The organism is Bradyrhizobium sp. 22, from assembly GCF_000482425.1.
In the GTDB taxonomy this organism is placed as follows: Bacteria; Pseudomonadota; Alphaproteobacteria; order Rhizobiales; family Xanthobacteraceae; genus Bradyrhizobium; species Bradyrhizobium japonicum_B.
The window spans coordinates 432,226-458,228 of record NZ_KI519399.1 but is presented as its reverse complement, the minus strand read 5'-3'; the positions used below and the strand labels follow the sequence as shown (position 1 = coordinate 458,228).

Annotated in this window: 27 protein-coding genes; 14 read left to right on the top strand and 13 right to left on the bottom strand. The window is 66.0% G+C overall.

The annotated features are described in order from the left end of the window. Positions 1-8: 8 nt before the first annotated feature. On the top strand, positions 9-539 hold the full coding sequence (locus K410_RS0103500) for a DUF2244 domain-containing protein (RefSeq protein WP_028133555.1): 531 nt from the start codon (positions 9-11) through the stop codon (positions 537-539). Between the two features lie 55 nt (positions 540-594). Continuing rightward, on the top strand, positions 595-1,491 hold the full coding sequence (locus K410_RS0103495; protein WP_028133554.1) for a methylated-DNA--[protein]-cysteine S-methyltransferase: 897 nt from the start codon (positions 595-597) through the stop codon (positions 1,489-1,491). Between the two features lie 117 nt (positions 1,492-1,608). On the opposite strand, the gene K410_RS0103490 is transcribed toward K410_RS0103495, so the two are convergent. The 8 genes from K410_RS0103490 to dnaK all read right to left on the bottom strand — a co-directional run bounded on the left by K410_RS0103490 (position 1,609) and on the right by dnaK (position 9,076). Then, the gene (locus tag K410_RS0103490) at positions 1,609-2,232 is read right to left on the bottom strand and encodes a 2,3-bisphosphoglycerate-dependent phosphoglycerate mutase (RefSeq protein ID WP_028133553.1); all 624 of its coding nucleotides are present in this window, start codon (positions 2,230-2,232) and stop codon (positions 1,609-1,611) included. 89 nt (positions 2,233-2,321) lie between these two features. Further along, a complete protein-coding gene (gene dapB / locus K410_RS0103485) occupies positions 2,322-3,137 on the bottom strand; it encodes a 4-hydroxy-tetrahydrodipicolinate reductase (protein ID WP_028133552.1) in 816 nt (271 codons plus the stop codon). 209 nt (positions 3,138-3,346) lie between these two features. Continuing rightward, positions 3,347-3,658 carry a DUF1330 domain-containing protein gene (locus K410_RS0103480; RefSeq protein WP_028133551.1) on the bottom strand — a complete coding sequence of 104 codons (312 nt, stop codon included), beginning with the start codon at positions 3,656-3,658 and terminating at the stop codon, positions 3,347-3,349. Between the two features lie 100 nt (positions 3,659-3,758). After that, positions 3,759-4,472: an orotidine-5'-phosphate decarboxylase gene (gene pyrF / locus K410_RS0103475; protein ID WP_028133550.1), complete on the bottom strand. Its 714-nt coding sequence runs from the start codon at positions 4,470-4,472 to the stop codon at positions 3,759-3,761. Positions 4,473-4,478: 6 nt separating this feature from the next. Further along, positions 4,479-5,057 carry an NADPH-dependent FMN reductase gene (locus K410_RS0103470; RefSeq protein WP_028133549.1) on the bottom strand — a complete coding sequence of 193 codons (579 nt, stop codon included), beginning with the start codon at positions 5,055-5,057 and terminating at the stop codon, positions 4,479-4,481. Positions 5,058-5,114: 57 nt separating this feature from the next. Further along, positions 5,115-5,714: a class I SAM-dependent methyltransferase gene (locus tag K410_RS0103465; protein ID WP_028133548.1), complete on the bottom strand. Its 600-nt coding sequence runs from the start codon at positions 5,712-5,714 to the stop codon at positions 5,115-5,117. Positions 5,715-5,802: 88 nt separating this feature from the next. Beyond that, a complete protein-coding gene (gene dnaJ / locus K410_RS0103460) occupies positions 5,803-6,930 on the bottom strand; it encodes a molecular chaperone DnaJ (protein ID WP_028133547.1) in 1,128 nt (375 codons plus the stop codon). A gap of 244 nt (positions 6,931-7,174) precedes the next feature. Beyond that, positions 7,175-9,076: a molecular chaperone DnaK gene (dnaK, locus tag K410_RS0103455; RefSeq protein WP_028133546.1), complete on the bottom strand. Its 1,902-nt coding sequence runs from the start codon at positions 9,074-9,076 to the stop codon at positions 7,175-7,177. A 394-nt stretch (positions 9,077-9,470) separates the two neighbouring features. Between dnaK and K410_RS0103450 the strand changes: the two genes are divergently transcribed. Beyond that, positions 9,471-10,412, top strand: coding sequence for a hypothetical protein (locus K410_RS0103450; RefSeq protein ID WP_028133545.1), 942 nt, complete (start codon positions 9,471-9,473; stop codon positions 10,410-10,412). Positions 10,413-10,580: 168 nt separating this feature from the next. Further along, entirely contained in the window at positions 10,581-11,303 is a 723-nt protein-coding gene (pncA, locus tag K410_RS0103445; RefSeq protein ID WP_028133544.1) for a bifunctional nicotinamidase/pyrazinamidase, read from the top strand. A gap of 110 nt (positions 11,304-11,413) precedes the next feature. On the opposite strand, the gene grpE is transcribed toward pncA, so the two are convergent. Both grpE and hrcA read right to left on the bottom strand, forming a co-directional pair. After that, on the bottom strand, positions 11,414-12,031 hold the full coding sequence (grpE, locus tag K410_RS0103440) for a nucleotide exchange factor GrpE (RefSeq protein WP_028133543.1): 618 nt from the start codon (positions 12,029-12,031) through the stop codon (positions 11,414-11,416). 109 nt (positions 12,032-12,140) lie between these two features. Next, a complete protein-coding gene (gene hrcA / locus K410_RS0103435; RefSeq protein WP_028133542.1) occupies positions 12,141-13,229 on the bottom strand; it encodes a heat-inducible transcriptional repressor HrcA in 1,089 nt (362 codons plus the stop codon). A gap of 167 nt (positions 13,230-13,396) precedes the next feature. Between hrcA and rph the strand changes: the two genes are divergently transcribed. Genes rph through hemW form a run of 3 tightly spaced genes read left to right on the top strand, consistent with a single transcriptional unit; the run spans position 13,397 to position 15,958 of the window. Beyond that, positions 13,397-14,110, top strand: coding sequence for a ribonuclease PH (rph, locus tag K410_RS0103430; protein WP_028133541.1), 714 nt, complete (start codon positions 13,397-13,399; stop codon positions 14,108-14,110). An 11-nt stretch (positions 14,111-14,121) separates the two neighbouring features. After that, a complete protein-coding gene (rdgB, locus tag K410_RS0103425) occupies positions 14,122-14,757 on the top strand; it encodes an RdgB/HAM1 family non-canonical purine NTP pyrophosphatase (RefSeq protein WP_028133540.1) in 636 nt (211 codons plus the stop codon). 16 nt (positions 14,758-14,773) lie between these two features. Next, complete coding sequence (hemW, locus tag K410_RS0103420; RefSeq protein ID WP_049819921.1) at positions 14,774-15,958, top strand: radical SAM family heme chaperone HemW; 1,185 nt, start codon at positions 14,774-14,776, stop codon at positions 15,956-15,958. A 117-nt stretch (positions 15,959-16,075) separates the two neighbouring features. Here hemW and K410_RS0103415 read toward each other — a convergent pair whose 3' ends face one another. Then, complete coding sequence (locus K410_RS0103415; RefSeq protein WP_028133538.1) at positions 16,076-17,308, bottom strand: penicillin-binding protein activator; 1,233 nt, start codon at positions 17,306-17,308, stop codon at positions 16,076-16,078. Between the two features lie 338 nt (positions 17,309-17,646). Here K410_RS0103415 and rsmI point away from each other — a divergent pair, with 338 nt between their 5' ends. The 7 genes from rsmI (at position 17,647) to K410_RS0103380 (ending at position 24,824) form a co-directional block, all read left to right on the top strand. Next, positions 17,647-18,609 carry a 16S rRNA (cytidine(1402)-2'-O)-methyltransferase gene (gene rsmI / locus K410_RS0103410; protein WP_028133537.1) on the top strand — a complete coding sequence of 321 codons (963 nt, stop codon included), beginning with the start codon at positions 17,647-17,649 and terminating at the stop codon, positions 18,607-18,609. Continuing rightward, on the top strand, positions 18,596-19,012 hold the full coding sequence (locus tag K410_RS0103405) for a YraN family protein (protein ID WP_028133536.1): 417 nt from the start codon (positions 18,596-18,598) through the stop codon (positions 19,010-19,012). The genes rsmI and K410_RS0103405 overlap by 14 nt, the downstream gene beginning before the upstream one ends. A gap of 10 nt (positions 19,013-19,022) precedes the next feature. Then, positions 19,023-19,967 carry a glutathione synthase gene (gene gshB / locus K410_RS0103400; RefSeq protein WP_028133535.1) on the top strand — a complete coding sequence of 315 codons (945 nt, stop codon included), beginning with the start codon at positions 19,023-19,025 and terminating at the stop codon, positions 19,965-19,967. A 434-nt stretch (positions 19,968-20,401) separates the two neighbouring features. Then, positions 20,402-21,214, top strand: coding sequence for a Flp pilus assembly protein CpaB (cpaB, locus tag K410_RS0103395; RefSeq protein WP_028133534.1), 813 nt, complete (start codon positions 20,402-20,404; stop codon positions 21,212-21,214). A gap of 10 nt (positions 21,215-21,224) precedes the next feature. Further along, the gene (locus tag K410_RS0103390; RefSeq protein WP_028133533.1) at positions 21,225-22,742 is read left to right on the top strand and encodes a type II and III secretion system protein family protein; all 1,518 of its coding nucleotides are present in this window, start codon (positions 21,225-21,227) and stop codon (positions 22,740-22,742) included. Between the two features lie 64 nt (positions 22,743-22,806). Next, on the top strand, positions 22,807-23,538 hold the full coding sequence (locus tag K410_RS0103385) for a CpaD family pilus assembly protein (protein ID WP_028133532.1): 732 nt from the start codon (positions 22,807-22,809) through the stop codon (positions 23,536-23,538). Further along, positions 23,535-24,824, top strand: a complete 1,290-nt coding sequence (locus K410_RS0103380; protein WP_028133531.1) for a CpaE/TadZ family protein — start codon at positions 23,535-23,537, stop codon at positions 24,822-24,824. The genes K410_RS0103385 and K410_RS0103380 overlap by 4 nt, the downstream gene beginning before the upstream one ends. Positions 24,825-24,884: 60 nt before the next feature. Here the strand turns inward: K410_RS0103380 and K410_RS0103375 are convergent, their stop codons facing one another. Together K410_RS0103375 and K410_RS0103370 are read right to left on the bottom strand one after the other, a co-directional pair. Further along, a complete protein-coding gene (locus K410_RS0103375) occupies positions 24,885-25,658 on the bottom strand; it encodes a tetratricopeptide repeat protein (RefSeq protein WP_028133530.1) in 774 nt (257 codons plus the stop codon). Between the two features lie 79 nt (positions 25,659-25,737). Further along, complete coding sequence (locus tag K410_RS0103370; RefSeq protein WP_018644993.1) at positions 25,738-25,983, bottom strand: PilZ domain-containing protein; 246 nt, start codon at positions 25,981-25,983, stop codon at positions 25,738-25,740. Positions 25,984-26,003 lie beyond the last annotated feature (20 nt).

Below are 26,003 nucleotides of genomic sequence, written 5' to 3'. Positions count from 1 at the left end.
GACGGACGATGAGCGCAGGCAACGAAATTGAGCACAGCGATCCCGATCCGCGCGAGGTGCAGATCTTCTCTGCGCTGCTGACGCCGCACCGCTCGCTGAACCGCACCGGCTTCCTCGCCGTGATGCTGTTCCTGAGCGTGGTCAGCTTTGCCACGGGCCTCGCCTTCCTGATGAAGGGGGCCTGGCCGGTGCTCGGCTTCTTCGGCCTCGACGTGCTCGTGGTGTGGTGGGCCTTCAAGGCCAATTTCCGCACCGCCCGCGCCCGTGAGGAGATTACGGTCACCACCTCCGAACTACGCGTGAAGCGTATCAGCCATCGCGGCCAGGTCGCCGAATGGACGTTCAATCCGCTCTGGGTCCGGATCGATCTGGAGGTCGACGAGGACTTCGGCATCGAGCATCTCTATCTGATCTCGCGCGGCCGCCAGATCCAGATCGCGAAGTTTCTGGGACCAGAGGAAAAAGCAAGTTTTTACAAAGGCTTGATTGAAGCGCTCAATGCCGCCAGGCGCGGGCCGACCTACAATCCGATCCGTTGATGTCGCATCGGAAATCGGGTGGTTTCCCACCCGCCCCTCTCCTACATTTCCGGCCATGATGACACTCGCCATACATGACCAGCGCCTGACCAAGCCGGGCCCCCAGAACGCCGCGCTGCGCGACTATGATTCGGTGCGCCGGGCGATCGCCTTCATCTCGGAAAACTGGCGCGCGCAGCCGACCATCGAGGCGATGGCCGACGCGGCCGGCGTCACGCCGGATGAGCTGCACCATCTGTTCCGCCGCTGGGCCTCGATCACGCCAAAGGCCTTCATGCAGGCGCTGACGCTCGACCACGCCAAGGGCCTGCTGCGGGACTCCGCCAGCATTCTCGACGCCGCGCTGGATTCCGGCCTGTCGGGCCCGGGCCGGCTGCACGATCTCTTCGTCACGCACGAAGCGATGTCGCCGGGCGAATGGAAGAACGGCGGCGCCGGTCTCACCTTGCGCTACGGCTTTCATCCCTCCCCGTTCGGCACCGCGATCGTGATCGCGACCGATCGCGGCCTGTCGGGGCTCGCCTTTGCCGACCACGGCGAGGAGAAGATCGCGCTCGCCGACATGACGCGGCGCTGGCCGAACGCGACCTATGTCGAGGATCACGAAGGCACCGCGCCGCTGGCGGCGCGCATCTTCGACACCAGGCTGTGGCGGCCGGACCAGCCGCTGCGCGTGGTGATGATCGGCACCGACTTCGAGGTGCGGGTGTGGGAGACGCTGCTGAAAATCCCGATGGGCCGCGCGGTGTCCTATTCCGACATCGCCTGCAACATCAACAGCCCGAAGGCCTCGCGCGCCGTCGGTGCGGCGGTCGGCAAGAACCCGGTCTCATTCGTCGTGCCCTGCCACCGCGCGCTCGGCAAGAGCGGCACCCTCACCGGCTATCATTGGGGCATCACCCGCAAGCAGGCGATGCTGGGCTGGGAAGCCGGGCAGCTGGGGCTGCAGTGATTCATTCAATGTCGTTCCGGGGCGATGCGAAGCATCGAACCCGGAACCTCGAGTTTCTCAGGTGCGCAATTGCGCACCATAGTTCGCCCTACGGGCGCCCCGGAATGACGGCGTCTATCAGTCCGCCAGATCCAGCTTGGAGGCCACCGTCGAATCCGCATTGAGGCGGTAGATGATCGGCACGCCGGTGGCGAGCTCGCGCTTCAAAATGCCTTCGGGCGAGAGCTTCTCCAGCACCATGATCAGCGCACGCAGCGAATTGCCATGGGCGGCGACCAGCGTGCGCTTGCCGTTGAGCACGCCGGGCAGGATCTCCTGCACGTAATAGGGCAGCGCGCGCGCCAGCGTGTCCTTCAGGCTTTCGCCGCCGGGCGGCGGCACGTCGTAGGAGCGGCGCCAGATCAGCACCTGCTCCTCGCCCCATTTCTTGCGGGCGTCATCCTTGTTGAGGCCGGAGAGATCGCCGTAATCGCGCTCGTTCAGCGCGAGGTTCTTCGAGGTCGGCAGACCGGTCTGGCCGAGCTCGTTGAGGATGATGTCGAGCGTGTGTTGCGCGCGCGTGAGCACCGAGGTGAAGGCCACGTCGAACACGAGTCCCTGCGCCTTCAGCTTGCGGCCGGCTTCCGTGGCTTCCTTCACGCCGAGCTCGGTGAGATCGGGATCCTTCCAGCCGGTGAACAGGTTCTTCAGATTCCATTCGCTCTGGCCGTGGCGCACGAGCACGAGAAGACGTTCGCTCATTGACTGCTTTCCGTTACGGTTGTTGTTTGAGCATGATCTGATCGGAAAACCGCTTCACACTTTGCGCTGACGCGGCCTTCGGCTCCGGTTCAGATGTCGGACAGGCCGAGCACGTCGGCCATGGAGTAATGCCCCGGCGCCCTGCCATGCGCCCACAGCGCTGCCTTGAGCGCGCCATGGGCGAACAGCATACGGTCCTCGGCCTGATGCGACAGCGTCAGGCGCTCGAAGGACCCAAGGAAGGTGACGCTGTGATCGCCGGCGACGGTGCCGCCGCGCAAGGAGGCGAAACCGATATTGCCCGGCCTGCGCGCGCCGGTGATGCCGTCGCGGCCACGCTCGGAATGCTCGTCGAGGCTGACGCCGCGTCCGGCCGCTGCGGCCTGGCCCAGCATCAGCGCGGTGCCGGAGGGGGCATCGACCTTCATGCGGTGATGGGTCTCGACGATCTCGATGTCAAAACTCTGGTCGAGCGCCTTGGCGACGCGCTTGACCACGGCGGCCAGCAGGTTGACGCCGAGGCTCATATTGCCGGACTGCACCACAACGGCGCGGTTGGTGACGCTCTTGATCACGGCGTTGTCGGACATCGACAGCCCGGTGGTGCCGACGACATGGACGATTCCCCGCTCGGCGGCGATCGCGACATTGGCGATGGTCGCGGCCGGCACGGTAAAATCGAGGATGCCGTCGGCCTCCTTCGACATCGCCCAGAGATCGGCCGAGAGCTTGATGTCGTTGGCCGGCAGGCCGGCGAGCACGCCGGAATCCTTGCCGAGCAGCTCCGAGCCGGGGGCCTCCAGCGCGCCGGCCAGCACCGCGCCTTTGCTCTCGGAAATCGCCCGCACCAGCGCGCGACCCATCCGGCCGCCGGCCCCAGCAACAATCAAGCGCATGTCGGACATGGTGTGATCCTCTTCGCCGCACTTGTAGCGGGGGGAGGCAGTTCCGGCAACCGAGGGGGGCAGGCAGGTCGCCTGCGGCCATCCTTAGAGACGCCCGCCTCCGGCGGGCCCTCAGGATGAGGTCTCGTTTCGCGGCGAGATATCAGAACCCTCATGGTGAGGAGCCCGCGCGAGCGGGCGTCTCGAACCATGCAGGCCCCGAGGGCGCCTCAGCCGTCCTGCGGCTGCGGGCCGTCGTAACCTTCGATGATGATGAGATCGGCGACCGAGTGCGGCTGGCGCACCTTGATGTTGGCCTGGTATTCCGGCGAGTTGTAGCAGGCGAGCGCTGTCTCGTAGTCCGGGAATTCGATCACGACGTTGCGGGTGCGGCTGGCGCCCTCGACGGTGGTGAACTTGCCGGCGCGGACGACGAAGCGGCCGCCCCATTTCTTGAAGATCGGACCGTTGGCGACGGCGTAGGGCTTGTAGCCCTCGTCGCTGCTCACATCGACGCGCCCGATCCAGTAGCCCTTTGCCATTGGTTCTTCTCCCTGTGTTGTTGGGGTCATTTCTATTTGAGCATGGTCTGATCGGAAAACCGCTTCACACTCTTCGCTAACGCGGCCCTTCGGGTCCGGATCATGCTCCGAGCGCCTGCGCAATCTCGGCCTGGATGGCGTCCGCGACGGCCCTGGGATCGGCGGCTTCCACGATCGGCCGTCCGACGACGAGGTAATCGGCGCCGGCGGCGATCGCGCGGCCCGGCGTCATGATGCGCTTCTGGTCGCCGGTTGCCGAACCTGCCGGCCGGATGCCCGGCGTGACGAGGTGCATCTGGTGGCCGACGATCTTGCGCAACGCACCGGCCTCCTCCGGCGAGGAGACCAGGCCGTCGATGCCGAGCACCTGCGCCTGCTGCGCGCGGGCCTCGACCAGCTCGGAGACGCCGAGCCGGTAGCCGGCCGCATGCAGGTCGTCCTCGTTGTAGGAGGTCAGCACCGTGACCGCGAGAATCTTCAGGCTCGAATTGCCGCGGCCTTCGACCGCGCCCTTCATGGTCTGCGGATAGGCGTGCACGGTCAGGAAGGTGGCGCCAAGCCTGCTGATGCTCTCGACCCCCTGCTTCACGGTGTTGCCGATGTCATGCAGCTTGAGATCGAGGAAGACCTTCTTGCCTTTGTCGGCGAGCTTGCCGACCAGCGGCAATCCGCCGGCATAAGCGAGCCGATAGCCGATCTTGTAGAAGGTGACGCTGTCGCCGAGACGGTCGATGATGGCCTGCGCGGCATCGACGCTGGGCAGATCGAGCGCGACGATCAGGCGGTCCTTCGGTGCGATCTCGGCTGGCGTCATGTCACCTCACATCATGCGTTGGGAAATGTCGATCAATTGCGCGACCAGCTCCTTCAACGCGGCGATATCGCCCTCGTTCTTGAGCCTGTCCATATCGTCATAAGCCTGATCGGCAAAGGCGAGCGTGAGCTGGCTGGCGATCACATTGGCATGGCAGGAGGTCAGGATCAGCCTGAGCGCCTGCAATGCGCGCGCCGCACCGAGCCGGCTCTGCGAAGCGCCAGCGAGCGCGAAGGCGCGGTTGCGGAACACCTCGCCGCGCGCCTCGTGCAGCTCGTGCACGCGGCTGACCCAGTCGATCGCGTTCTTGAGCAACGGCGGCACCGAGGCGTTGTATTCGGGCGTGACGAACAGCACGCCGTGATGCGCGCCGATCATGCGCTTGAGATTGATCGCGTGCTTGGGCACGCCTGATTTGGCCTGGAGATCGCCGTCGTAGATCGGCAGCGGAAAATCGGCGAGCGAGATGCGGGTGACGTCGACGCCGGTCCTGGCGAATTCATGGGCGATGACCGCCGCCAGCTTCACATTGTGCGAGCCGGTGCGCAGCGAGCCGGGAACGATCAGGATCCTGGGTGCGGACATCTGCTTCCATACGTTCGGCGAAACCAGCCCGCCGCGCAGAGAAGGAAGCCGGCGGAATTAGTCCTTGCGATACACCCAGACGCGGGCCGGCGGAAGGTTCATCCAGATCCGTTCCGAAGCCTCTGTGGACACGCCGGGAAGCGATTTCGGGATCGGCGGCACCACCGCATAGGTGAACTGGATGAACGGCGCGCCGGGCGCCAGCGCCGTGAAGGCATCGCGGATCAGCCGCAGCCGCGTCAGCATCGGCTTTGTCACGAGCGGCAGGCCGGAGACGACGGCGGAGGCGGGGGCGCTCAGCACGTTCCAGAGCGTGTCACGCAGGCGATAGGCATCGCCCTGCACCACCTTGGCCTGCGGATAGCGGTCGCGCAGCAGCGCGCAGAAGCCGGGATTGTATTCGACGAGAACGAGACGCTTCTGGTCGATTCCGCGCTCGATCAGGGCGGAGGTGATGGCACCGGTGCCGGGCCCGAGCTCGACCACGGGCGCGTCGGAATCGGGATCGACATAGTGAGCCATGGTCCGGGCCAGCAGCTTGCCCGACGGCATGACCGCGCCCATGTGCAGCGGCTTTTCGATCCATGATCTGAGAAAGCGCACCTCGTCGTCGAGACGAGGCTTCTTCAACGCACGCGCGGACGATGGCAATGGCATGTCTGGACCGGACGGGACCGCGGGACCGCGGCGTGTCAGAAAATGGTCATAAAGACGTATAGGCCGAAGGCGATACGGTCAAGCCAAGTCAACCCGCCCGACTGCCGAAGAAATCCTTGACCTTAGCGAAGAAGCCCTCGGATTCCGGCTGGGTGTTGCCGGACGACAGCTTTTCGAACTCGGCCAGCAATTCCTGCTGCTTCTTGGTGAGGTTCTGCGGCGTCTCGACCACGACCTGAACGTACATGTCGCCCATCTGGCGCGAGCGCAGCACCGGCATGCCTTTTGATGCAATGCGGAATCGGCGGTTGGACTGGGTCCCCGCCGGCACCTTCACCTTGGCCTTGGCCTTGTCGATGGTCGGCACCTCGAACTCGCCGCCGAGGGCGGCCGTCACCATCGAGATCGGCACACGGCAATGCAGATCGGCACCGTCGCGCTGGAAGAACTGGTGCTGGGCCAGCGACAGGAAGATGTAGAGGTCGCCGGGCGGGCCACCGCGGACCCCGGCCTCGCCTTCGCCGGCAAGCCTGATCCTGGTGCCATCCTCGACGCCCTGGGGGATGTTGACCGACAAGGTGCGTTCGCGAGTGACGCGACCCTGGCCCGAGCAGGACGGACAGGCATCCTCGATCATCTGGCCGCGGCCCTGGCAACCCGGACAGGTCCGCTCCAGCGTGAAGAAGCCCTGCGACTGCCGCACGCGGCCGGCGCCGCCACAGGTCGAGCAGGTCTTCGGCTTGGTGCCGGCCTTGGCGCCGATGCCGGAGCAGGCCTCGCAGGTGACCGAGACCGGAATCTCGATTTGCGCGGTCTTGCCGCCAAAGGCTTCCTCGAGCGTGATTTCCATGTTGTAGCGCAGGTCGGCGCCGCGCTCGCGGCCGCCGCGGCCGCGCTGCCCGGCCATGCCGAACAGGTCTTCGAAAATATCGGAGAAAGAGGAGGCGAAGCCCGCGCCGAACCCGGCGCCGCCGCCGCCCTGCTCGAAAGCGGCATGGCCGTAACGGTCATAGGCGGCGCGCTTGTCCTTGTCCTTCAGGACCTCGTAGGCCTCGTTGATTTCCTTGAACTTGATCTCGCTGGTGTCGTCCCCGGGATTGCGATCGGGGTGAAACTTCATCGCCAGCTTGCGGAACGACGATTTCAGCTTGGATTCGTCGGCGTCACGTTCGACTTCGAGAGTCTCGTAATAGCAGCGCTTGGTGGACGTGGACATGATGAGCTCGGTCTATCCAATCGCGAATCAAGTCGGAGCGAAACGATGCCGCTGCGCGACGACATAAGCGCCCTTCCGCCTCGCGGCGGAAGCCGGCACGACGGCGTTCAGCATAGCAGCTGGGAATTGATCGATCGTTGCGGGTCTCGGTCCCGCAGAGCCCGACACCATGGCCTCCCCCGCGAGGGAGGAGGCCGTTGGTGCGCGTGGGATCCAAGTCGCCCGCATCATCACCCTCTCGGGCTTAAGCGGACTTCTTGTTGTTCTTGTCGTCGTCGACCTCGGTGAATTCCGCGTCGACGACGTCGTCCTTGGCCGCGTCCTTCTTGGCGTCGGCCTCCGCCTGCTGCTTGTACATGGCCTCGCCGAGCTTCATCGAAGCCTGGGCCAGCGTGTTGGTCTTGGCCTTGATCGCCTCGGCGTCGTCGCCCTTCAGCGCTTCCTTGAGGTCGCTGACGGCGTCCTCGATGGCGCGGCGCTCGCTCTCGGCCACCTTCGAACCGTGCTCGGCCAGGGCCTTCTCGGTCGAATGCACCAGGCCATCGGCCTCGTTCTTGGCGGTGACGGCCTCGCGGCGCTTCTTGTCCGCCTCGGCATTGGCCTCGGCGTCCTTGACCATCTTCTCGATGTCGGCTTCCGACAGACCGCCGGAGGCCTGGATGCGGATCTGCTGCTCCTTGCCGGTAGCCTTATCCTTGGCCGAGACGTTGACGATGCCGTTGGCGTCGATGTCGAAGGTCACCTCGATCTGCGGCATGCCGCGCGGAGCCGGCGGAATGCCCATCAGGTCGAACTGACCGAGCATCTTGTTGTCGGCCGCCATTTCACGCTCGCCCTGGAAGACGCGGATGGTGACCGCGTTCTGGTTATCCTCGGCGGTCGAGAACACCTGGCTCTTCTTGGTCGGGATCGTGGTGTTGCGGTCGATGATGCGGGTGAACACGCCGCCCAGCGTCTCGATGCCCAGCGACAGCGGGGTCACGTCGAGCAGCAGCACGTCCTTGACGTCGCCCTGGAGCACGCCGGCCTGGATCGCAGCGCCGATCGCCACGACTTCGTCCGGGTTGACGCCCTTGTGCGGCTCCTTGCCGAACAGCTGCTTGACGACTTCCTGGACCTTCGGCATGCGCGACATGCCGCCGACCAGCACGACTTCGCCGATCTCACCGGCGGTCACGCCGGCATCCTTCAGCGCCTTGCGGCAGGGCTCGACGGTCTTCTGCACGAGGTCGTCGACCAGCGCCTCGAACTTGGCGCGGGTGAGCTTCATCGTCAGATGCTTCGGGCCGGTCTGGTCCGCGGTGATGAAGGGCAGGTTGATTTCGGTCTGCGTCGTCGAAGACAGCTCGATCTTGGCCTTTTCAGCGGCCTCCTTCAGGCGCTGAAGTGCGAGCTTGTCGTTGCGCAGGTTGATGCCCTGCTCCTTCTGGAATTCGTCGGCGAGATAACCCACGAGGCGCATGTCGAAATCTTCGCCGCCGAGGAAGGTGTCGCCGTTGGTCGACTTCACCTCGAACACGCCGTCGCCGATTTCGAGGATGGAGATATCGAACGTGCCGCCGCCGAGGTCGTAGACGGCGATCGTGCCGGCCTTGGTCTTGTCGAGGCCGTAGGCGAGCGCGGCCGCGGTCGGCTCGTTGATGATGCGCAGCACCTCGAGGCCCGCGATCTTGCCGGCGTCCTTGGTCGCCTGGCGCTGGGCGTCGTTGAAGTAGGCGGGAACGGTGATGACGGCCTGGTCGACCTTCTGGCCGAGATGGGCTTCCGCGGTCTCCTTCATCTTCTGCAAGATGAACGCCGAGACCTGCGAGGGCGAGTAGGTCTGGCCATCGGCCTCGACCCAGGCGTCGCCGTTGGAAGCCTTCACGATCTTGTAGGGAACGAGCTTCTTGTCCTTCTCGACCATCGGGTCGTCGTAGCGGCGGCCGATGAGGCGCTTCACTGCGAAGAAGGTGCGCTCGGGATTGGTAACGGCCTGGCGCTTGGCCGGCTGGCCGACGAGACGCTCACCGTCGTCCGTGACGGCGACGATCGAGGGCGTCGTGCGCATGCCTTCGGAATTCTCGATGACTTTGGCGTTCTTGCCATCCATCACGGCGACGCACGAATTCGTGGTGCCGAGGTCGATCCCAATGACCTTTCCCATGGTCCTGATATCCTTCTTTTTGCGGCAGGTTGGCTGGGCCCAGAAGGCACCCAAACCGAAACCCCCTAAGATCAAACATCCGCGATATTGCGATGATTGAGGCTCATATAGGAGGGGGGGAGGGGCCCGCAAGGACCGAAGCTACGTTTCTGCGGCTAAAACATCGGGTTTTGGAAGATCATATCCGGACTTCACCGCACTTGCGGGTGAGGAATTATTAACAGGTTCGGGCTTCGGCAAGCCCCCTCTGCCGCGGGCCCGTCCGCCCTGTCGCCGCAAGCCCAAACCCGCTAAAAGGCGGACCGGCCAGGCAGCCGCCAACGCCGCCCCGCGCGACAAAGCGGCCCGGCGGCCGACCATCGAACGGCCTCAATGTGAACCAATCAGAGTGCCCATGAAGCTGATCCGCCCCCTCGCCGCGCTCGCCCTTCTCGCCGCTTCCGCGCTTCCGGTCCTCGCCGCCGACGCCGTGTTTCCGCCCGGCTTGCGTCTTGGCATGGTGCCGCTGGTCGGCCTCAACACGGCCAAGACCTTTCCGGGTTTCGAAAGCGAGGACGGCAGCGTCAAGGTGCTGGTCACCGAGCTGCCGCCGGCCGCCTATGGCGAGGTCGTGAGCGCCTTCAATTCCAATCCGGCCGGAGCGAACGGCGTCAAGCAGGACAAGGTCGAGACCCCCGCCGGCCTTGCCTATTTCACCACCGAGACCGGCAAGGCCGGCGACACCCCGGTGAAGCGCTATTCGATGATCGTGCCGGGCGCCGGCTTCTCGGGCTATGTCGCGGTCCAGGTCCCGGAGAATGCGACCAAGATCTACACCGACGAGGCGGTGCGGCAGATGTTCGCGACCGCCACCACCCGCAGGCAGGTCTCGGCCGAGGAGCAGATCGCGCTGATGCCGTTCAAGATCACCGATCTCGCCGACTTCAAGGACATCCGCACGCTGGCGCCGGGCGCCAGCATTATCCTCGCCGACGGCAATGAGAGCGCAGGCTATGAATCGAAGCCGTTCATGATCCTCGGCCTGATCGGCGCAACTCCGCAAGCCGCCGAGGACCGCGCCCGCTTCGCCCAGGAGGCCGCGCTGCAGATCCCCGGCGTGCGCGAATCCCGCGTCACCATGTCGGAGCCGATCCGCATCAACGGCCAGCAAGGTTTCGAGACCCGGATCGACGGCGTCATCGGCAAGGACAAGACGCCGGTGACCGTGGTGCAGTGGATCCGTTTCTCGAGCGGCGGCGCTTCGCTGCGCATCATCGCCAGCGCCCCGCGCGACCAGTGGCAGGCCGCCTTCACCCGCTTCCGCGCCGTGCGCGACGGGATTCAGCCGAAGGGTTGAGGCGGTGCCACAGATTCGCCGTCGTCCCTGCGAACGCAAGGGACGACAGTGAGTTTAGGGTCGCCAGCCCAACCCCTCACCAGTCCCGGCCGCATTTTCGGGCTTCTGTTCGTATACGAACGGAACTAGGCTTCGCTCCCGTTGGATCACCTTTAGGGGAGGCGAACGATGCTGGATCGGCGACAAGTCTTGGCAATGCTTGGAACGACGGCGCTGGCGACGCTGGCGCCGAGTGCACTCTTTGCAGCGGCACCGATCAAACCTGACGATACCTCCGCGCTGCTCGTGATCGACGTGCAGAACTGCTTCCTGCCGGGCGGCAGCCTCGCCGTGAAGGACGGCGAGCAGGTGGTGCCCGTCATCAACAAGATCTCGAAGGCGTTCGCGAACGTGGTGATGACGCAGGACTGGCACACGCCAGGCCACGTTTCGTTTGCCTCGGTCCACTCCGGCAAGAAGCCGTTCGAGACCGTCGACCTTCCCTACGGCAAGCAGGTGCTGTGGCCCGATCATTGCGTGCAGGGCACCGACGGCGCGGCGCTGTCCAAGGACCTCGCCATTCCTCACGCCGAGCTCATCATCCGCAAGGGTTTTCACAAGAACGTCGACAGCTATTCGGCCTTCCTCGAGGCCGACGGCAAGACCTCGACGGGCCTTGCCGGATATTTGAAGGGACGCAAGATCAAGCGCGTCTTCGTCGCAGGGCTCGCGACGGATTTCTGCGTCGCCTGGACCGCGCTCGATGCGCGCAAGGCGGGCTTCGAGGTCTATGTGGTGGAAGACGCCTGCCGCGGCATCGACACCCAGGGCTCGCTCGCCAAGGCGTGGGCCGATATGGCCAAGGCCCGCGTGAAGCGGATCCAGTCTGCCGATATCGCGGTGAGTGCGTAAAGCAGCGCGCTATCCTTCCTTCGTCATTCCGGGGCGGCTCGAAGAGCCGAACCCGGAATCTCGAGATTCCGGGTTCGATGCTTCGCATCGCCTCGGAATGACGGCAGAACTCAGTTCGGCGCGCTGCTCGATTCGTTGTTGTTCGCTGCAGCCGCTGGCTTCGCGCCGCCCTTGGCGACGCCGACCAGAGCCGGGCGCAGCACGCGCTCGCCGATGGTGTAGCCGGCCTGCATGATCTGGACCACGGTGCCCGACGGCACCGACGCATCGGGCACTTCGTACATCGCCTGGTGGAAGTTCGGGTCGAACTTCTGGCCCTGCGGATCGAGCTTCTTCACGCCGTGCTTTTCCAGCGCGCTATGCAGTGCGCGCTCGGTGAGCTCGACGCCCTCGATCAGCGAGGTCAGGCCGGGATCGGCGGTGGCACGCGCCTCGGCCGGAACGGCGTCGAGCGCGCGTTGAAGATTGTCGGCGATGTCGAGCACGTCGCGGGCAAAGCCGGTGATGCCGTAGAGGCGGGCGTCGGCGACTTCCTTGGTGGTGCGCTTGCGCAGATTCTCCATCTCGGCCAGCGTCCGCAGCATGCGATCGCGCGCCTCGGCGACCTCCTTCTGCAGGGTCTCGACCGAGCCCGGCTCGGGATCGTCGGGCATGATGTAGGGCTTTGACGCCACGGGCTCGCCAGTCGGCGCGGCCGCGTCTTCGGGTTGCCGGTCTCGATCGGTCATCGGCTCTCTTCTCGAACTCGTCTGGACTCAAGGTGGTCTGGGATTGTTGGCCCGCATATCGTGCTTTGAGCCGCGAAAATCAAGCGCCCGTGATCGGCGGAAAGGCCGGTCAGCCCCCCAAAAGGCGGCTGACGATGCGGGCGGCGTAGTCCACCGTCGGGATCACGCGGGCATAATTCAGCCGCGTCGGGCCGATCACCCCGAGGACGCCGACGATGTGGCCGGCGGCATCCCGATAGGGCGCAATGATGGTGGAGGACCCCGACAGCGAGAACAGCTTGTTCTCGCTGCCGATGAAGATGCGCACGCCCTCGGCCGTCTCGGCCCGGCCGAGCAGATCGATCACGCCGCGCTTGGTCTCGAGATCGTCGAACAACAGGCGCACCCGCTCCAGATCCTCCAGCGCGTGGAGATCTTCGAGCAGATTGGCATGGCCGCGCACGATGAGCTGGCGGTCCTCGTTCTCGCCGCCGGACCAGCTGGCGATTCCGGCGGAAATCACCTTCTGTGCGAGCTGGTCGAGCTCGGCGCGGGCCTCGGCCAGCGCCGTCTCGAGCTCAAGCCGCGCCTCGGCCAGGGTGCGGCCGCGGATTCGCGCATTGAGGAAATTGCCGGCTTCGGTGATCGCCGAGGACGGAACTCCAGGGGGCAGCGTCAGCACGCGGTTCTCGACCTGGCCGTCCTCGCCGACGAGGATGACCAGGGCTTTCTCCGGTTCCAGGCGGACGAACTCGATGTGCTTGAGCCGCGCATTGGACTTTGGCGTCAGCACCACCGCCGCGGCCCGCGTCAGTCCGGACAGCCGCGTCAGCGCCTGGTCCAGCGCCGCCTCGACCGAGTGCGCCTGGCCTACGGACGTGAGCTGGCTCTGGATCGACTGCCGTTCGGCCTCGTTGAGGTCGCCGACCTGCATCAAGGCATCGACGAAGAAGCGCAGGCCGAGTTCCGTCGGCAGCCGGCCGGCGGAGGTGTGCGGCGCATAGATCAGGCCGAGTTGTTCCAGATCGGCCATGACGTTGCGGACCGAGGCCGGCGACAGCGGCATCGCGATCAGGCGCGAGATATTGCGCGAGCCCACGGGCTCACCGGTCGCGAGGTAACTTTCGACAATTTGACGAAAGATATCGCGGGAACGCTCGTTGAGCTGGGCGAGGCCTGCGCGCGGCGCGATCAGATGGATCGGATCGTGATGGGCCACAGCGGTAACTCCTCTCAGATCCTCATAATTTGTCCATCCCGGGCGCTTCTGACAAGCGTGGCGTTTACCGGCCCGGAATCAGGGGCCGAATAAGCCCTTGCCGCCCACCTTCGCCCCACCTACAAGCACCGCCAACAGCCTTTCCCGTGAGTTTTGGAGGATTTCCCATGCGGCCAAGCCGCCGTGCGCCCGACGAATTGCGCCCCGTGACGCTGGAGCGCGGCGTGGTCAAATATGCGGAAGGCTCCTGCCTGGTGAAGTTCGGCGACACCCATGTGCTGGTCACCGCCACGCTGGAAGACCGCCTGCCGCCGTGGCTGAAGGGCCAGGGCCGCGGCTGGGTCACCGCCGAATACGGCATGCTGCCACGCGCCACCTCGGAACGCACCCGCCGCGAGGCCGCCGCCGGCAAGCAGAGCGGCCGCACCGTCGAGATCCAGCGCCTGATCGGCCGCTCGCTTCGCACCATCGTCGACCTCGAGGCCCTCGGCGAGCGCCAGATCACGGTCGATTGCGACGTGCTTCAGGCCGACGGCGGCACGCGCACGGCCTCGATCACCGGCGCCTGGGTCGCGCTCGCCGACTGCGTCAACTGGATGAAGGCGCGCAACATGATCAAGGCCAACGTCATGCGCGACAACGTCGCCGCGATCTCCTGCGGCATCTACAACGGCACGCCGGTGCTCGATCTCGATTATGCCGAGGATTCGGAAGCCCAGACCGACGCCAATTTCGTCATGACCGGCGACGGCCGCATCATCGAGGTGCAGGGCACGGCGGAACGCGAACCGTTCACGGAAGCCGAGTTCCTGGCGCTGATGGCGTTGGCGCGCAAGGGCGTTGCGCGTCTGGTGGACTTGCAGAAACTGGCTGTGGCGTAGTCAATAGGCCCATGCACCGCCGAATCACCGGAAAGCTCGTCGTCGCTACCCACAATCCCGGCAAGCTGGCCGAGATGCGGGAGCTGCTCGCGCCCCACGGCGTCGAGGCGGTGTCGGCCGGCGAGCTCGGCCTCGCCGAGCCGGAGGAGACCGGCAGCGATTTCCGCAGCAACGCCGCGATCAAGGCGATCGCGGCGGCGCAGGCGACCAAACTGCCCGCCTTCGCCGACGATTCCGGCATCGTGGTCGACGCGCTCGACGGCGCGCCCGGCATCTACAGCGCGCGCTGGGCCGGTCCGGCCAAGGACTTCAACGCGGCGATGGCGCAGATCGAGCGCCTGTTGCAGGAGCGCGGCGCAACCACGCCGGACCGCCGGAGAGCGCATTTCGTCTCCGCGCTGTGCGTGGCCTGGCCCGACCATCATCTCGAAGAGGTCGAGGCGCGCGTCGATGGCACCCTGGTCTGGCCGCCGCGCGGCAGCGCCGGCTTCGGCTACGATCCGATGTTCCTGCCCGATGGTCACGACCGCACCTTCGGCGAGATGGAGAGCATCGAGAAGCACGGCCTGCCGCCGCTGGGTCTCGGCCTGTCGCACCGTGCCCGCGCCTTCCGGAAACTGGCGGAGATCTGCCTTGAGCCGCGATAGAGCGTTTTCGAGCGAAGTGGATGCCGGTTCGCGCCGGGAAAACGCGTCAAAACGACAATCCGAAGCTTTTGGCGTCTACGTGCACTGGCCGTTCTGCCTGTCGAAGTGCCCCTATTGCGACTTCAACAGCCATGTCCGCCACGCCGCGATCGACGAAGCGCGCTTTGCCTCTGCGTTCGCGCGCGAGATCGAAACGAACGCGGCGCGCGCGCCCGGCCGCGAAGTCACCTCGATCTTCCTTGGCGGCGGTACGCCATCTCTGATGCAGCCCGCAACCGTCGGCGCGGTGCTCGATGCGATCGGCAAGCACTGGACCGTCGCACGCGACGTCGAAGTCACGCTCGAAGCCAACCCGACCAGCGTCGAGGCCACGCGCTTTGCCGGCTATCGCAGCGCCGGCGTCAACCGCGTCTCACTCGGCGTGCAGGCGCTTGATGACGCCTCGCTGAAGGCGCTGGGACGCCTGCACAGCGCGCGCGAGGCGCTCGATGCCGTCGCCATCGCGCGCCGTTCGTTCGACCGTTATTCGTTCGACCTGATCTATGCCCGCCCCGACCAGACGCCGGCGATGTGGGCCGATGAGCTGCGCCTCGCCATCGATGAAGCGGCCGAGCATCTGTCGCTTTATCAACTGACGATCGAGGAAGGCACGCCGTTCTTCGGCCTGCACCAGGCCGGCAAGTTGAAGACGCCGGATGAGGCGGTCGCGCGCGCGCTCTACGACGTCACGCAGGAGACCTGCGACAAGCTCGGGCTGCCCGCTTACGAGATCTCCAATCACGCGCGGCGCGGCGCCGAGTGCCGGCACAATCTGGTCTACTGGCGCGGCGAGGAATATGCCGGCATCGGTCCCGGCGCGCACGGCCGCCTCGACATCGACGATGTCAGGCACGCGACCGCCACCGAGAGGCGTCCCGAAGCCTGGCTGATGCGGGTCGAGACCAATGGCCATGGCATTGTCACCGACGAGCTGCTCAACAGCGAGGAACGCGCCGACGAATTCCTGCTGATGGGATTGCGCCTCGCTGAAGGCATCGACCCCGAGCGTTACAAGGCGCTCTCCGGCCGTCCGCTCGATCCCAAGCGCATCGCGCTGCTGCGCGAGGAAGGCGCAATCACGGTGGATGCAACGGGCCGCCTGCGCGTGACCAGCAGCGGATTTCCGGTGCTGGATGCAGTGGTCGCGGATCTCGCGGCGTAACGGGATCTTGTAGGGAGGGCAAAGGCGCACTTGCGCCGTGCCCACCATCTCACTCGACCGCAAAAAAATGCGTGGGCACGCTTCGCTTTGCCCACCCTACGGCACCGTCGTCCGGAGCTACGCTCCGAAGCTCTTCGGCGAGCCTGCAACGGCGACGCCGCCGCCTTGCGTCACCTTCATCACGGCAAGACCGCGTTCGTTGGTGCCGTCGGCGCGGAAGCGGAACAGGCCGTCGATGCCGGCAAAGCCGGAGGGATTGGTGAGCACGTCGGGCGAGAAGCGCGTGGTGCCTTGCGTGCGCGCGAGCGCGGCGACGAGCGCGACGGCGTCATAGGCGAGCGTCGCGGTGCGGATCGGCTCGGCGCCGTATTTGGTGCGGTAGCGGCCGGAGAAAGCGCGGAAGCCGGCCGGGTCCGGCGCAGCGTAGAGGCCCCCCTGGAGCGCGGCGCTGGCATAGACCCGCGGATTGTCCCACAAGCCGGTGCCGAGCAGCTGGATGTTGCGCAGATTCGCGCCCGCGGCCGTCATCGCGTCGGCCACCGTCACCACGGCATCGCCGTCATCGGCGATGAACAGCGCGTCCGCACTGCCGAGCTGCTGCGCCACCGTGCGCGCCGGCGTGGCGCGATCGGCGCCGTATTTCTCGAACGCGACGATGCGCCCGCCACGGCGCGGCGCCGCCGCCTTCACCGCGGCCTCGACGACATTGCCATAGGCATTGTCGGGCACGAGCACGGCGAGCGAGCGCTTTCCGATGCTGGCAGAATATTCGACGATGCGATTGACGTCGGATTCCGGCAGGAAGGAGAGCAGATAGACGCCGCGGCCGGCGATGCTGGAATCGGTCGAGAAGGCGATGACGGAAATGCCGCGCGTGCGCGCGACCTGCGCCACCGCCGGCACCGATTGCGCGAACAGCGGCCCGAGGATGATCTCGGCGCCTTCGTCGACCGCCTGCTGCGCGCCGGCCTGGGCGCCTTGCGGGCTGCCGTTGTCGTCCTTGATCAGGAGCTGGATGTTCGGGTTCTGGAACTCGGCCAGCGCCATCTCGGCGGCATTGCGCATGGATTGCGCGGCAAGGCCGGCATTGCCGGCCGCGGACAGCGGCAGGATCAGACCGACCTTCACGCCGCCGGTGCCGGCGGTCGTCGCCTGCTGCGGCGGGCCGGCCGGCTGGGCCGGCGGTGCCGAGCTCGAGAACGGGTTGGAGAACTGGCTGAGGCTCTGCTGCACGCCGGCACAGGCCGACAGCAGGGGCGCGCCGAGCAACAGGCCGAGCGCGCTCCGGCGGGTCGCCCCCGACATCAGGGACCCCGGAATGGGAGACTTAGGAAAACGCGGGCCCACCATGGCAGCTTCTCTTCTGACCCGCCATCGCCGGCCGGTCATGATCTTCCTTCCACGGCGCAGGCCGCGGATTCAGGCATATTGTCGGCAAATAGTTAACCAAAACAAAAGGATAATAACCGCTTAACGCGGCCGCCTCCCTGTCCCGGCAGCTGTTCGCCATCGCTCACCCAGCATCAAGGCGGAGTTTCCGTCGCGAATATGGCGCGAGGCCCCTCACCCCCTCCCGACGTGATCCCGACCGATCACATTCCCGTCCGTTCCCAGCCCCTCATCTCGGCACGATCTTTTTCGGGGAGCCGGTTCCCAGCCTTAGCGATCGTGCCTAAGTTGACTTCATTATGCGCGCAAAGCCGGCCACGATAAATACGTCTGAAGCTCAAGAGGCCGCCTCGCGCGGTTTCTCCATCGATGCCCATCGGCTCACGGCGCCGAAGGCGGCACCGGGCCTGCATCTGGTCGCAACCCCGATCGGCAATCTCGGCGACATCACGCTGCGGGCGCTGCAGACCCTCGCCGGCGTCGATGTCATCGCCTGCGAGGACACAAGAATCACCCGGCGCCTGACCGAGCGCTACGCCATCGCGGCGCAGCTCAAGCAATATCACGAGCACAATGCGGAAACCGCCCGTCCGAAAATCCTGGAGGCGCTCGCGGCCGGCGGCTCGGTCGCGCTGGTCTCGGATGCCGGCACGCCGCTGATCTCCGATCCCGGCTTCAAGCTGGTGCGCGAGGTCGCCGCCGCCGGCCACTCCGTGCACGTGCTGCCGGGCCCGTCCTCCGTCCTCGCCGCGCTGTCGGTGGCGGCGCTGCCGACCGACCGCTTCTTCTTCGAGGGGTTCCTGCCGGCGAAGTCCGCCGCGCGCCGCGCCCGCCTGGCCGAGCTCGCGCGCATCGACGCGACGCTGGTGATGTTCGAATCAGGAAACCGGATGCAGGCCACCTTGACCGATCTCGCCGAGATCATGGGTGAGCGGGACGCCGCAATCTGCCGCGAGCTGACCAAGCTGCACGAGGAGGTCAGACGCGCGCCGCTTGCCGAGCTGGCGCGACAGGCGGACGCGCCGGAGACGCGCGGCGAGTTCGTTCTGGTCATCGGCCCGCCGCCCCCGGATGCCGAGCTGCTGACGATGGATGCGCTCGATGGTCTCCTGCGCGAGCAGCTGGCCGCGCACAGCGTCAAGGATGCCGTGGCGCACGCCGTCGCGCTCTCGGGCCGGCCGCGCCGCGAGGTCTATGCCCGCGCGCTCGAGCTCGCCAAGACTCTGCACAAGCATTCGCGGGGCCGCGATGGCGAAGACTGAGATCCCGAAGCGTGAGATCCCAAGGGAACCAAAGGCCGCCTCGCCCGAGCGCGTCGCCGCATTCCACACCGGCATCTCCGCGGAAAGCCGCGCCGCCGCCTATCTCATGGCCAAGGGCTATCGCATTCTCGCCAAGCGCTACCGCACGGCGCATGGCGAGATCGACATCGTGGCGCGCCGCCGCAACCTGATCGCGTTCGTCGAGGTCAAAGCGCGCGCGACGCTGGACGATGCCGCCTTTGCCGTGACGCCGCGCCAGCAGCAGCGCATCATCGATGCCGCGCAAGGCTGGCTCGTCGCGCATCCCGAGCATGCCGAATTCGAATTGCGATTCGACGCCATGCTGATTGCGCCGCGCTCACTTCCGCGCCATGTGTTGGCGGCATTCGACGCCTCGACCTGAAAGGCAGACCATGAAACTGAACGTCGCCGTCCAGATGGACCCCATCGCCCGCATCAACATCAAGGGCGATTCCACCTTCGCGCTGCTGCTGGAGGCGCAGAAGCGCGGCCATGGCCTGTCCTATTACACGCCTGACAAGCTCTCGATGGTCGGCGAGGAGATCGTGGCCCCCGTTCACCTCCTGACCGTGCGCGACGAGCCCGGCAACCACTTTACGCTCGGGGAGCCCAGGCGCGAGGCGCTGAACGGCTTCGACGTGGTGCTGCTGCGGCAGGATCCGCCGTTCGACCTCGCCTACATCACCTCGACGCATCTTCTCGAGCGCATCCATCCGAAGACGCTGGTAGTCAACGATCCCGCCTCGGTCCGCAACGCGCCGGAAAAGCTGTTCGTGATGAACTTTCCGCAGCTGATGCCGCCGACGCTGATCTCCCGCGACGTCGATGAGATCAACGCGTTTCGCGACAAGCATGGTGCCGTCGTGATGAAGCCGCTGCACGGCCATGGCGGCGCGGCGGTGTTCCGCGTGATGCCGCAGGACATGAATTTCGGCTCGCTGTTCGACATGTTCTCCGTGACGTTCAGGGAGCCGTGGGTGATCCAGCAATTCATCCCGGAGGTGAGGCACGGCGACAAGCGCATCATCCTGGTCAACGGCGAGTTCGCCGGCGCGGTGAACCGCGTGCCGGCCGCCGACGACCTCCGCTCCAACATGGTGCGCGGCGGCGCGGCGCAGGAGACCGAGCTCACCCCGCGCGAGCGCGAGATCTGCGCCACCCTCGGCCCGGCCTTGCGCGAGCGCGGCCTGTTGTTCGTCGGCATCGACGTCATCAACGGCAACCTCACCGAGATCAACGTGACCTCGCCCACGGGCATCCGCGCCATCGCGCGGCTCGGCGGGCCTGACGTCGCCGCGAAGATCTGGGACGTGATCGAAGAGAAGCGGAAGAAGTAGAACTCTCGCGAAGCGCACGTCTATCCATCGCCGTCAACCTGAGGCGGTCGCTTCTTCAGCGGCCCTCGAAGGGCGACGGCCCGGCTGCACGGGGCCGCACATCCTTCGAGGCTCCCGGCGCGATGCACTGCATCGCGCCACTCGCACCTCAGGATGACGGAGCAGCAGTTCGGAGCGGGGCAAGACCGCTCATCACTAACCACCCATTCACCATGACGCGCTCCGCATCGGGCCAACGCACGAGCGCGCTCTGCGTGAAACTACGGGGCCGCTGGCCGACTGGATAACGCCGCGTTCACCATCTGCCGAGAACCAGCGTCGCAGCCGGTCGGCGCGCTCGGCCTCGCAACACCCCTTATACTTTTACTCCCTACTCATCGACACGGGGGAACCCGCCAGGTGCGGTTCGAGTGCCCCGCGTATGAGTAAAGCGTATGAACACCGCACGCATTGTCGTTCTCGTCATCGCGCTGGCCGCCGGCGGCGTCGCTGCGTACCTGGCGAGCGGCTATCAGAATGCCCCCGCGCCGGTTGAGGCCGTCGTCGAGAAGCTGCCGACTGTCGAAGTCCTCATCGCCAAGAACGACATCCAGCTCGGCCAGGCGCTCAAGCCCGAGGATCTGCAATGGCAGACCTGGCCGGCGGCGACCGCCAGCAGCGCCTTCATCCGCCGTGACAACAGGCCCGAGGCGCAGAGCCAGATCGCCGGCTCGATCGCGCGCGTCCCCCTAATGCAGGGCGAGCCGATCCGCGAGCAGAAGCTGGTCAGGGCCGAAGGCTCCGGCTTCATGGCCGCGATCCTGCCTTCCGGCATGCGCGCCGTTTCGACCGAAATCTCCGCCGAGACCGGCGCCGGCGGCTTCATCCTGCCGAACGACCGCGTCGACATCGTGCTGACACGTCGCCTGAAGAACCCCGATACCAACGGCCCGACCGCCGGCAACGACCTCATCGTGTCCGAAGTCATCCTGACCAACATCCGCGTGCTCGCGATTGATCAGGCGCCGAAGGAAAAGGACGGTCAGAACGCCGTGGTCGGCAAGACCGTCACGCTCGAGCTCAAGCCCGACCAGGTCGCCACGCTTTCGGCCGCGCGCCAGGGCGGCACGCTCCAGCTTGCGCTGCGAAGCATCGTCGATGCCAACGCGACGGAAGTCACCGTCGAGGACCAGGGGGCAAAGCGCTCCGCAGGCATCGACGTCATCCGCTACGGCGTGCAGACGCGGCAACTGACGTCACAGAAGTGATGGGGACATGATGAATTACGGGGATGATCGGATGGGCCTGCGCATTCGGGGGAAGCGCGCGCGCTCGTTCTTTGCGGGGACGATGCTGATGCTGGGGCTGCTCGCAGCGCCCGGTTGCGTCGACGCCGCCGATGCGCCGGTCGGCGACCAGGCGCCGATCCAAGCGCCGGATCTCGGTGTGTCGCCGGTCGCGACGATCGCGCCGGCGAGGACGCGCTTTCTCTCGCTCGGCATCGGCAAATCCGTCGTCATCGACTTGCCCCGCGAAGTCAAGGACGTGCTGGTGGCCGATCCCAAGATCGCCAATGCGGTGATTCGCTCGGCCCAGCGCGCCTATATCATCGGTGGCCAGGTCGGCCAGACCAACGTCGTTTTCTTCGCCGCCGACGGCCAGCAGGTCGCCTCCTATGACATCGCGGTCAAGCGCGATCTCAACGGCATGCGCACGGCGCTGCGCCAGTCGTTGCCGGGCGTGCAGATCGAAGGCGTCGGCGACAGCGTGATGCTGACCGGATCGGTGTCGAGCCCGGTCGAGGCGCAGCAGGCCGGCGACGTCGCCGCAAAGCTGGTCGGCGGATCGGACAAGGTCGTCAACAACATCGTCGTGCGCGGCCGCGACCAGGTGATGCTCAAGGTCGTCGTCGGCGAAGTGCGCCGCGACATCGTCAAGCAGCTCGGCGTCGATCTCAGCGCCAGCCTGAATGCCGGCACGGCCGTGGTGAATTTCAACAATTCCAACCCGTTCTCGGTCTCGGGCGGGCCGATCGTCGGCAGCAATGGGCTCGGCGTCGCCGGTCTCGCCAAGGGCGTCGCCACCGTCAGCGCCACCATGCGCGCGATGGAAAGCGCCGGCGTGATGCGGACGCTCGCCGAACCGAGCCTGACGGCGATCTCGGGCGAATCCGCCACCTTCATCGCCGGCGGCGAATTCCCGATCCCCGCGGGCTATTCCTGCGATCCGGTCACCCACGTCTGTACCACCCAGGTCACCTACAAGAAGTTCGGCATTTCCCTGAACTTCACTCCGGTCGTGCTCAGCGAAGGCCGCATCAGCCTGCGCGTGATGACCGAGGTGTCGGAGCTGTCGAACACCAACTCCATCACGTTGACGCAGGCGGTGTCCTCGACCTCGAGCAACTCGATCACCATTCCCTCGATCCAGACCCGCCGCGCCGAGACCACGCTCGAAATTCCCTCGGGCGGCTCGATGGCGATGGCGGGCCTGATCCAGCAGCAGACCAAGCAGGCGATCAACGGCCTGCCCGGCGTCGACCAGGTGCCGATCATCGGCGCGCTGTTCCGCAGCCAGGACTTCGTCAACAACGAGACCGAGCTGATGGTGATCGTGACGCCCTATGTGGTGCGCGCGGTCGCGCAAAAGGAATTGTCGCGGCCCGACGACGGCTTCGCGCCGGCCTCCGATGCGCAGACGGCGCTGCTCGGCCGCATGAACCGGCTCTATGGCACCACACGGCGCGTCGATCCGATCAACGGCGCACCCGGCGATTTCGGCTTCATCATCGACTGAGGCGAACGGTTTGGGGACCGCGGCAAGAAACGGGGCAAGGAACGGTGCAAGAGGGGACCGGGCGATGACGACAACATCTGCCGATCGACGTCGCAGCTTTGGGATCGCGCTGGCATTGACCGGGCTGTCCGTCATGCTCGGCGCCTGCAACACCAGCGGCGACATCACTCAGACGGTACCGACCGACTACCGCCAGCGCCACCCGATCGCGGTGCAGGAGGGCAGGAAGTCGATCGTGATCTTCGTCGGCACGGCGCGCGGCGGCCTGTCGGCCGCGCAGCATTCGGATGTCGCCGGCATTGCGCGGGACTGGATGCGCGAAGGCACTGGCTCCGTCGTCGTCGACGTCCCCGTCGACAGCGCAAATTCACGCGCGGCGGCCGCGACCTATCGGGAGATCCGCTCGGTGCTCACATCCGGCGGCGTGCCGGCCCGCGCCATCGTGCAGCATCCCTATCGTCCTGAAGACCCCGGGCTGCTGCCCACCATCCGCCTCAGCTATTCTAAGATCACCGCGGTCGCGGGTCCCTGCGGTCTGTGGCCGGAAGACATCGGTCCCTCCATCCTCGATCCCGGCTACAACGAGAACCGGCCCTATTTCAATCTGGGCTGCGCCAGCCAGCGCAACCTCGCGGCAATGATCGACAATCCCGCCGACCTCGAGCAGCCGCGATCCGAGACGCCGGCCTACACCGCGCGGCGCGACATCGCCTTCGAGCGCTATCGCAAGGGCACCGCGGTTTCGACACCCAATCCCGACGCCGACAAGGCCAAGCTCAGCGATACCGGCAAATGACACGGCTCCACGACGAAGATTCGGACGACCTAGGGCACCCCGAGGAACACATTGCGCCGGTTCCTCGCATCTCCGTGCAGGCCTTTTGCGAGACCGAGCAGACGCTCCAAGCGGTGACCGCGGCGGGGCAGGACCGCCGGCTCGCCAAGGCGCACCTCACCGCCAAGGACGGCGGCCTTGCCGCGGCGATCGAAGTCTATGAATCGATGCCGACGCCGAACGTGATCGTGATCGAATCCGACGGCACGCGCGACATCCTCGAGGGATTGGACGACCTCGCCGGCGTCTGCGACCCAGGCACCCGCGTGGTCGTGATCGGCAATCCCAACGACACGGCGCCCTATCGCGAGCTGGTACGCCGCGGCGTCAACGATTATGTAATCGGACCGGTCGAGACCCTCGACGTCGTCCGCTCGATCTGCAGCCTGTTCTCGGCCTCCGAGGCCATCATCACCGGCCGCGTCATCGCGGTGGTCGGCGCCAAGGGCGGCGTCGGCGCCTCCACCGTCGCGCACAACGTGGCCTGGACCATCGCCCGCGACCTTTCGCTCGATTCGGTCGTGATCGACCTCGACCTCGCCTTCGGCACCGCGAGCCTCGACTACAACCAGGATCCGGTCCAGGGCATCGCCAACGCGGTGCTGTCGCAGGACCGGCCGGACACGGCGCTGATGGAGCGTCTGCTCGCCAAATGCACCGAGCGCCTCAGCCTGCTCGCTGCGCCCGCCTCTCTCGACCGCGTCTACGATTTCGGCGCCGAAGCCTTCGATGCCGTGTTCGACACGCTGCGCATGACCACGCCCTGCATCGTGCTCGACGTTCCCCACCAATGGTCCGGCTGGACGCGTCGCGCGCTGGTGAACGCCGACGACATCGTGATCGTCGCCGAGCCCGATCTCGCGAACTTGCGCAACACCAAGAACATGCTGACCGTGCTGAAGGCGGCACGACCGAACGACCGGCCGCCGCTGTACTGCATCAACCAGGTCGGCATGCACAAGCGCGCGGAGATCGACGTCAAGGCCTTCGCCAAGACCATGGAGAGCCAGCCGATCGCGGTGATCCCGTTCGATTCGAAGCTGTTCTCGACCGCGGCCAATAACGGCCAGATGATCGCGGAAGTCGCCAAGAACCACCGCACCACCGCGCTGTTTCAGACCATGGCGAACCGCCTCGCCGGTCGCGGCGAGGTGAAGAAGCCGAAGCGCTCGCTGCTGGAGCCGCTGCTGAAGAAGCTGAAGGGCCGGTCGGGCCGCCCATCGGCTCCGCACCGCAAGGCGTCGTGATCGAGATAGCGTTCTCGCCTCGCGAGGACGCGACGAGCAGGAATGCAGTTGGCTGGCGGGTTACTTCTCGGCCTGCTGCTGCTTCTTCGCCAGCATTTGCCGCAGCGCCGTGACTTTGGCCGCTGCCTGGTCCGGCGGCAAATCTGCCTTGACCAGGATTTCAGCCTCGGCCTGGCGGCCCTGCAATCCCAGCACGAGCGCGAGGTTGGCACGAATCCGCGTATCGCTCTGATTGCGCTGATGGGCGCGGCCGAGCACCTGTTCGGCGCGCGGCAGATTGTTCTGGAGCATGTAGGACAGACCGAGATTGGACAGGACCTGCGGCTCGTCGGGCACGATCTTCAGGGCGCTCGCGTAATATTGCTGCGCCTCCTCGTGGCGGCCGAGCTGATCGAGCGCCGCGCCTTGCGCCGACAGGATGCGCCAGTCGGGATCCTCGGGCGAATGCGCGCGGCTGAGAACGTCGAACGCCTGCTGGAAATTGCCGCTGTCGGCGAGCGCGCGGCCATAGCCGGCGAGCAGCGCCTTGTTGCTGGGATGGGCGAGCACGGCCTGCTCCAGCACCGCGACCGCCTGGGCGCGCTGGCCGGTCTCGCGCAGTGCCTTGCCGTATTCGATCGCCATTGCGGGATCGCCGGGCTTGGCGCGGTAACGCGCGCGCAAAGCGTCCATGTCCGGCTTGGGATCCGTCTTGACGGTCGTTTCCGACCTGATGCCGAGCGCGCCGGTGACATCCTCGACGCCGGCGGTCTGGCAGCCGCCGAGGACGAGCACCAGCAGTGCGGGAGACAGCAATCTCGCCGGCGGAAAGGCGAGAGACGAACGCTTGGACATACTCTGATCACTCGGCAACTGATCAGAGATGCTTACCGATTAACGCTAAAGTCCCGTTAAGGACGCGGGCCCCCGCCTCTCAGTCGACGAATTCAGCGCCGAACTCGCAGCCGATGCGCCAGCGCAGGCGGCATTGCCGGGAATAATCCGGCGCGAAGATGATGGTGAATTGCGGCGGCACTTCCAGAAATTCCGCCACCACTTTCACGCCACCATCCGAAATATCGGTGATCGTGCAGTCCCGCGGCAGCGAGCCCGCGCCAAAATGGATCTTGGCGAGGCGGCTGCACACCCGACGTTCGCTTCTGCGGCGATTTGCAAGCATTTGAATTGTTCACCCGTTAG

Excerpts from the sequence above, each read along its gene's own strand:
- K410_RS0103500 (WP_028133555.1), top strand. The coding sequence starts at position 9 with ATGAGCGCAGGCAACGAAATTGAGCACAGCGATCCCGATCCGCGCGAG.
- cpaB (WP_028133534.1), top strand. The coding sequence starts at position 20,402 with ATGAACACCGCACGCATTGTCGTTCTCGTCATCGCGCTGGCCGCCGGC.
- gshB (WP_028133535.1), top strand. The coding sequence starts at position 19,023 with ATGAAACTGAACGTCGCCGTCCAGATGGACCCCATCGCCCGCATCAAC.
- dapB (WP_028133552.1), bottom strand. The coding sequence starts at position 3,137 with ATGTCCGACATGCGCTTGATTGTTGCTGGGGCCGGCGGCCGGATGGGT.
- K410_RS0103415 (WP_028133538.1), bottom strand. The coding sequence starts at position 17,308 with ATGGTGGGCCCGCGTTTTCCTAAGTCTCCCATTCCGGGGTCCCTGATG.
- K410_RS0103490 (WP_028133553.1), bottom strand. The coding sequence starts at position 2,232 with ATGAGCGAACGTCTTCTCGTGCTCGTGCGCCACGGCCAGAGCGAATGG.
- K410_RS0103390 (WP_028133533.1), top strand. The coding sequence starts at position 21,225 with ATGAATTACGGGGATGATCGGATGGGCCTGCGCATTCGGGGGAAGCGC.
- pncA (WP_028133544.1), top strand. The coding sequence starts at position 10,581 with ATGCTGGATCGGCGACAAGTCTTGGCAATGCTTGGAACGACGGCGCTG.
- grpE (WP_028133543.1), bottom strand. The coding sequence starts at position 12,031 with ATGACCGATCGAGACCGGCAACCCGAAGACGCGGCCGCGCCGACTGGC.
- rsmI (WP_028133537.1), top strand. The coding sequence starts at position 17,647 with ATGCGCGCAAAGCCGGCCACGATAAATACGTCTGAAGCTCAAGAGGCC.
- dnaK (WP_028133546.1), bottom strand. The coding sequence starts at position 9,076 with ATGGGAAAGGTCATTGGGATCGACCTCGGCACCACGAATTCGTGCGTC.
- K410_RS0103385 (WP_028133532.1), top strand. The coding sequence starts at position 22,807 with ATGACGACAACATCTGCCGATCGACGTCGCAGCTTTGGGATCGCGCTG.
- K410_RS0103470 (WP_028133549.1), bottom strand. The coding sequence starts at position 5,057 with ATGTCCGCACCCAGGATCCTGATCGTTCCCGGCTCGCTGCGCACCGGC.
- K410_RS0103370 (WP_018644993.1), bottom strand. The coding sequence starts at position 25,983 with ATGCTTGCAAATCGCCGCAGAAGCGAACGTCGGGTGTGCAGCCGCCTC.
- rdgB (WP_028133540.1), top strand. The coding sequence starts at position 14,122 with ATGCACCGCCGAATCACCGGAAAGCTCGTCGTCGCTACCCACAATCCC.
- K410_RS0103465 (WP_028133548.1), bottom strand. The coding sequence starts at position 5,714 with ATGCCATTGCCATCGTCCGCGCGTGCGTTGAAGAAGCCTCGTCTCGAC.
- K410_RS0103480 (WP_028133551.1), bottom strand. The coding sequence starts at position 3,658 with ATGGCAAAGGGCTACTGGATCGGGCGCGTCGATGTGAGCAGCGACGAG.
- K410_RS0103405 (WP_028133536.1), top strand. The coding sequence starts at position 18,596 with ATGGCGAAGACTGAGATCCCGAAGCGTGAGATCCCAAGGGAACCAAAG.
- K410_RS0103375 (WP_028133530.1), bottom strand. The coding sequence starts at position 25,658 with ATGTCCAAGCGTTCGTCTCTCGCCTTTCCGCCGGCGAGATTGCTGTCT.
- dnaJ (WP_028133547.1), bottom strand. The coding sequence starts at position 6,930 with ATGTCCACGTCCACCAAGCGCTGCTATTACGAGACTCTCGAAGTCGAA.
- K410_RS0103495 (WP_028133554.1), top strand. The coding sequence starts at position 595 with ATGATGACACTCGCCATACATGACCAGCGCCTGACCAAGCCGGGCCCC.
- K410_RS0103380 (WP_028133531.1), top strand. The coding sequence starts at position 23,535 with ATGACACGGCTCCACGACGAAGATTCGGACGACCTAGGGCACCCCGAG.
- rph (WP_028133541.1), top strand. The coding sequence starts at position 13,397 with ATGCGGCCAAGCCGCCGTGCGCCCGACGAATTGCGCCCCGTGACGCTG.
- pyrF (WP_028133550.1), bottom strand. The coding sequence starts at position 4,472 with ATGACGCCAGCCGAGATCGCACCGAAGGACCGCCTGATCGTCGCGCTC.
- K410_RS0103450 (WP_028133545.1), top strand. The coding sequence starts at position 9,471 with ATGAAGCTGATCCGCCCCCTCGCCGCGCTCGCCCTTCTCGCCGCTTCC.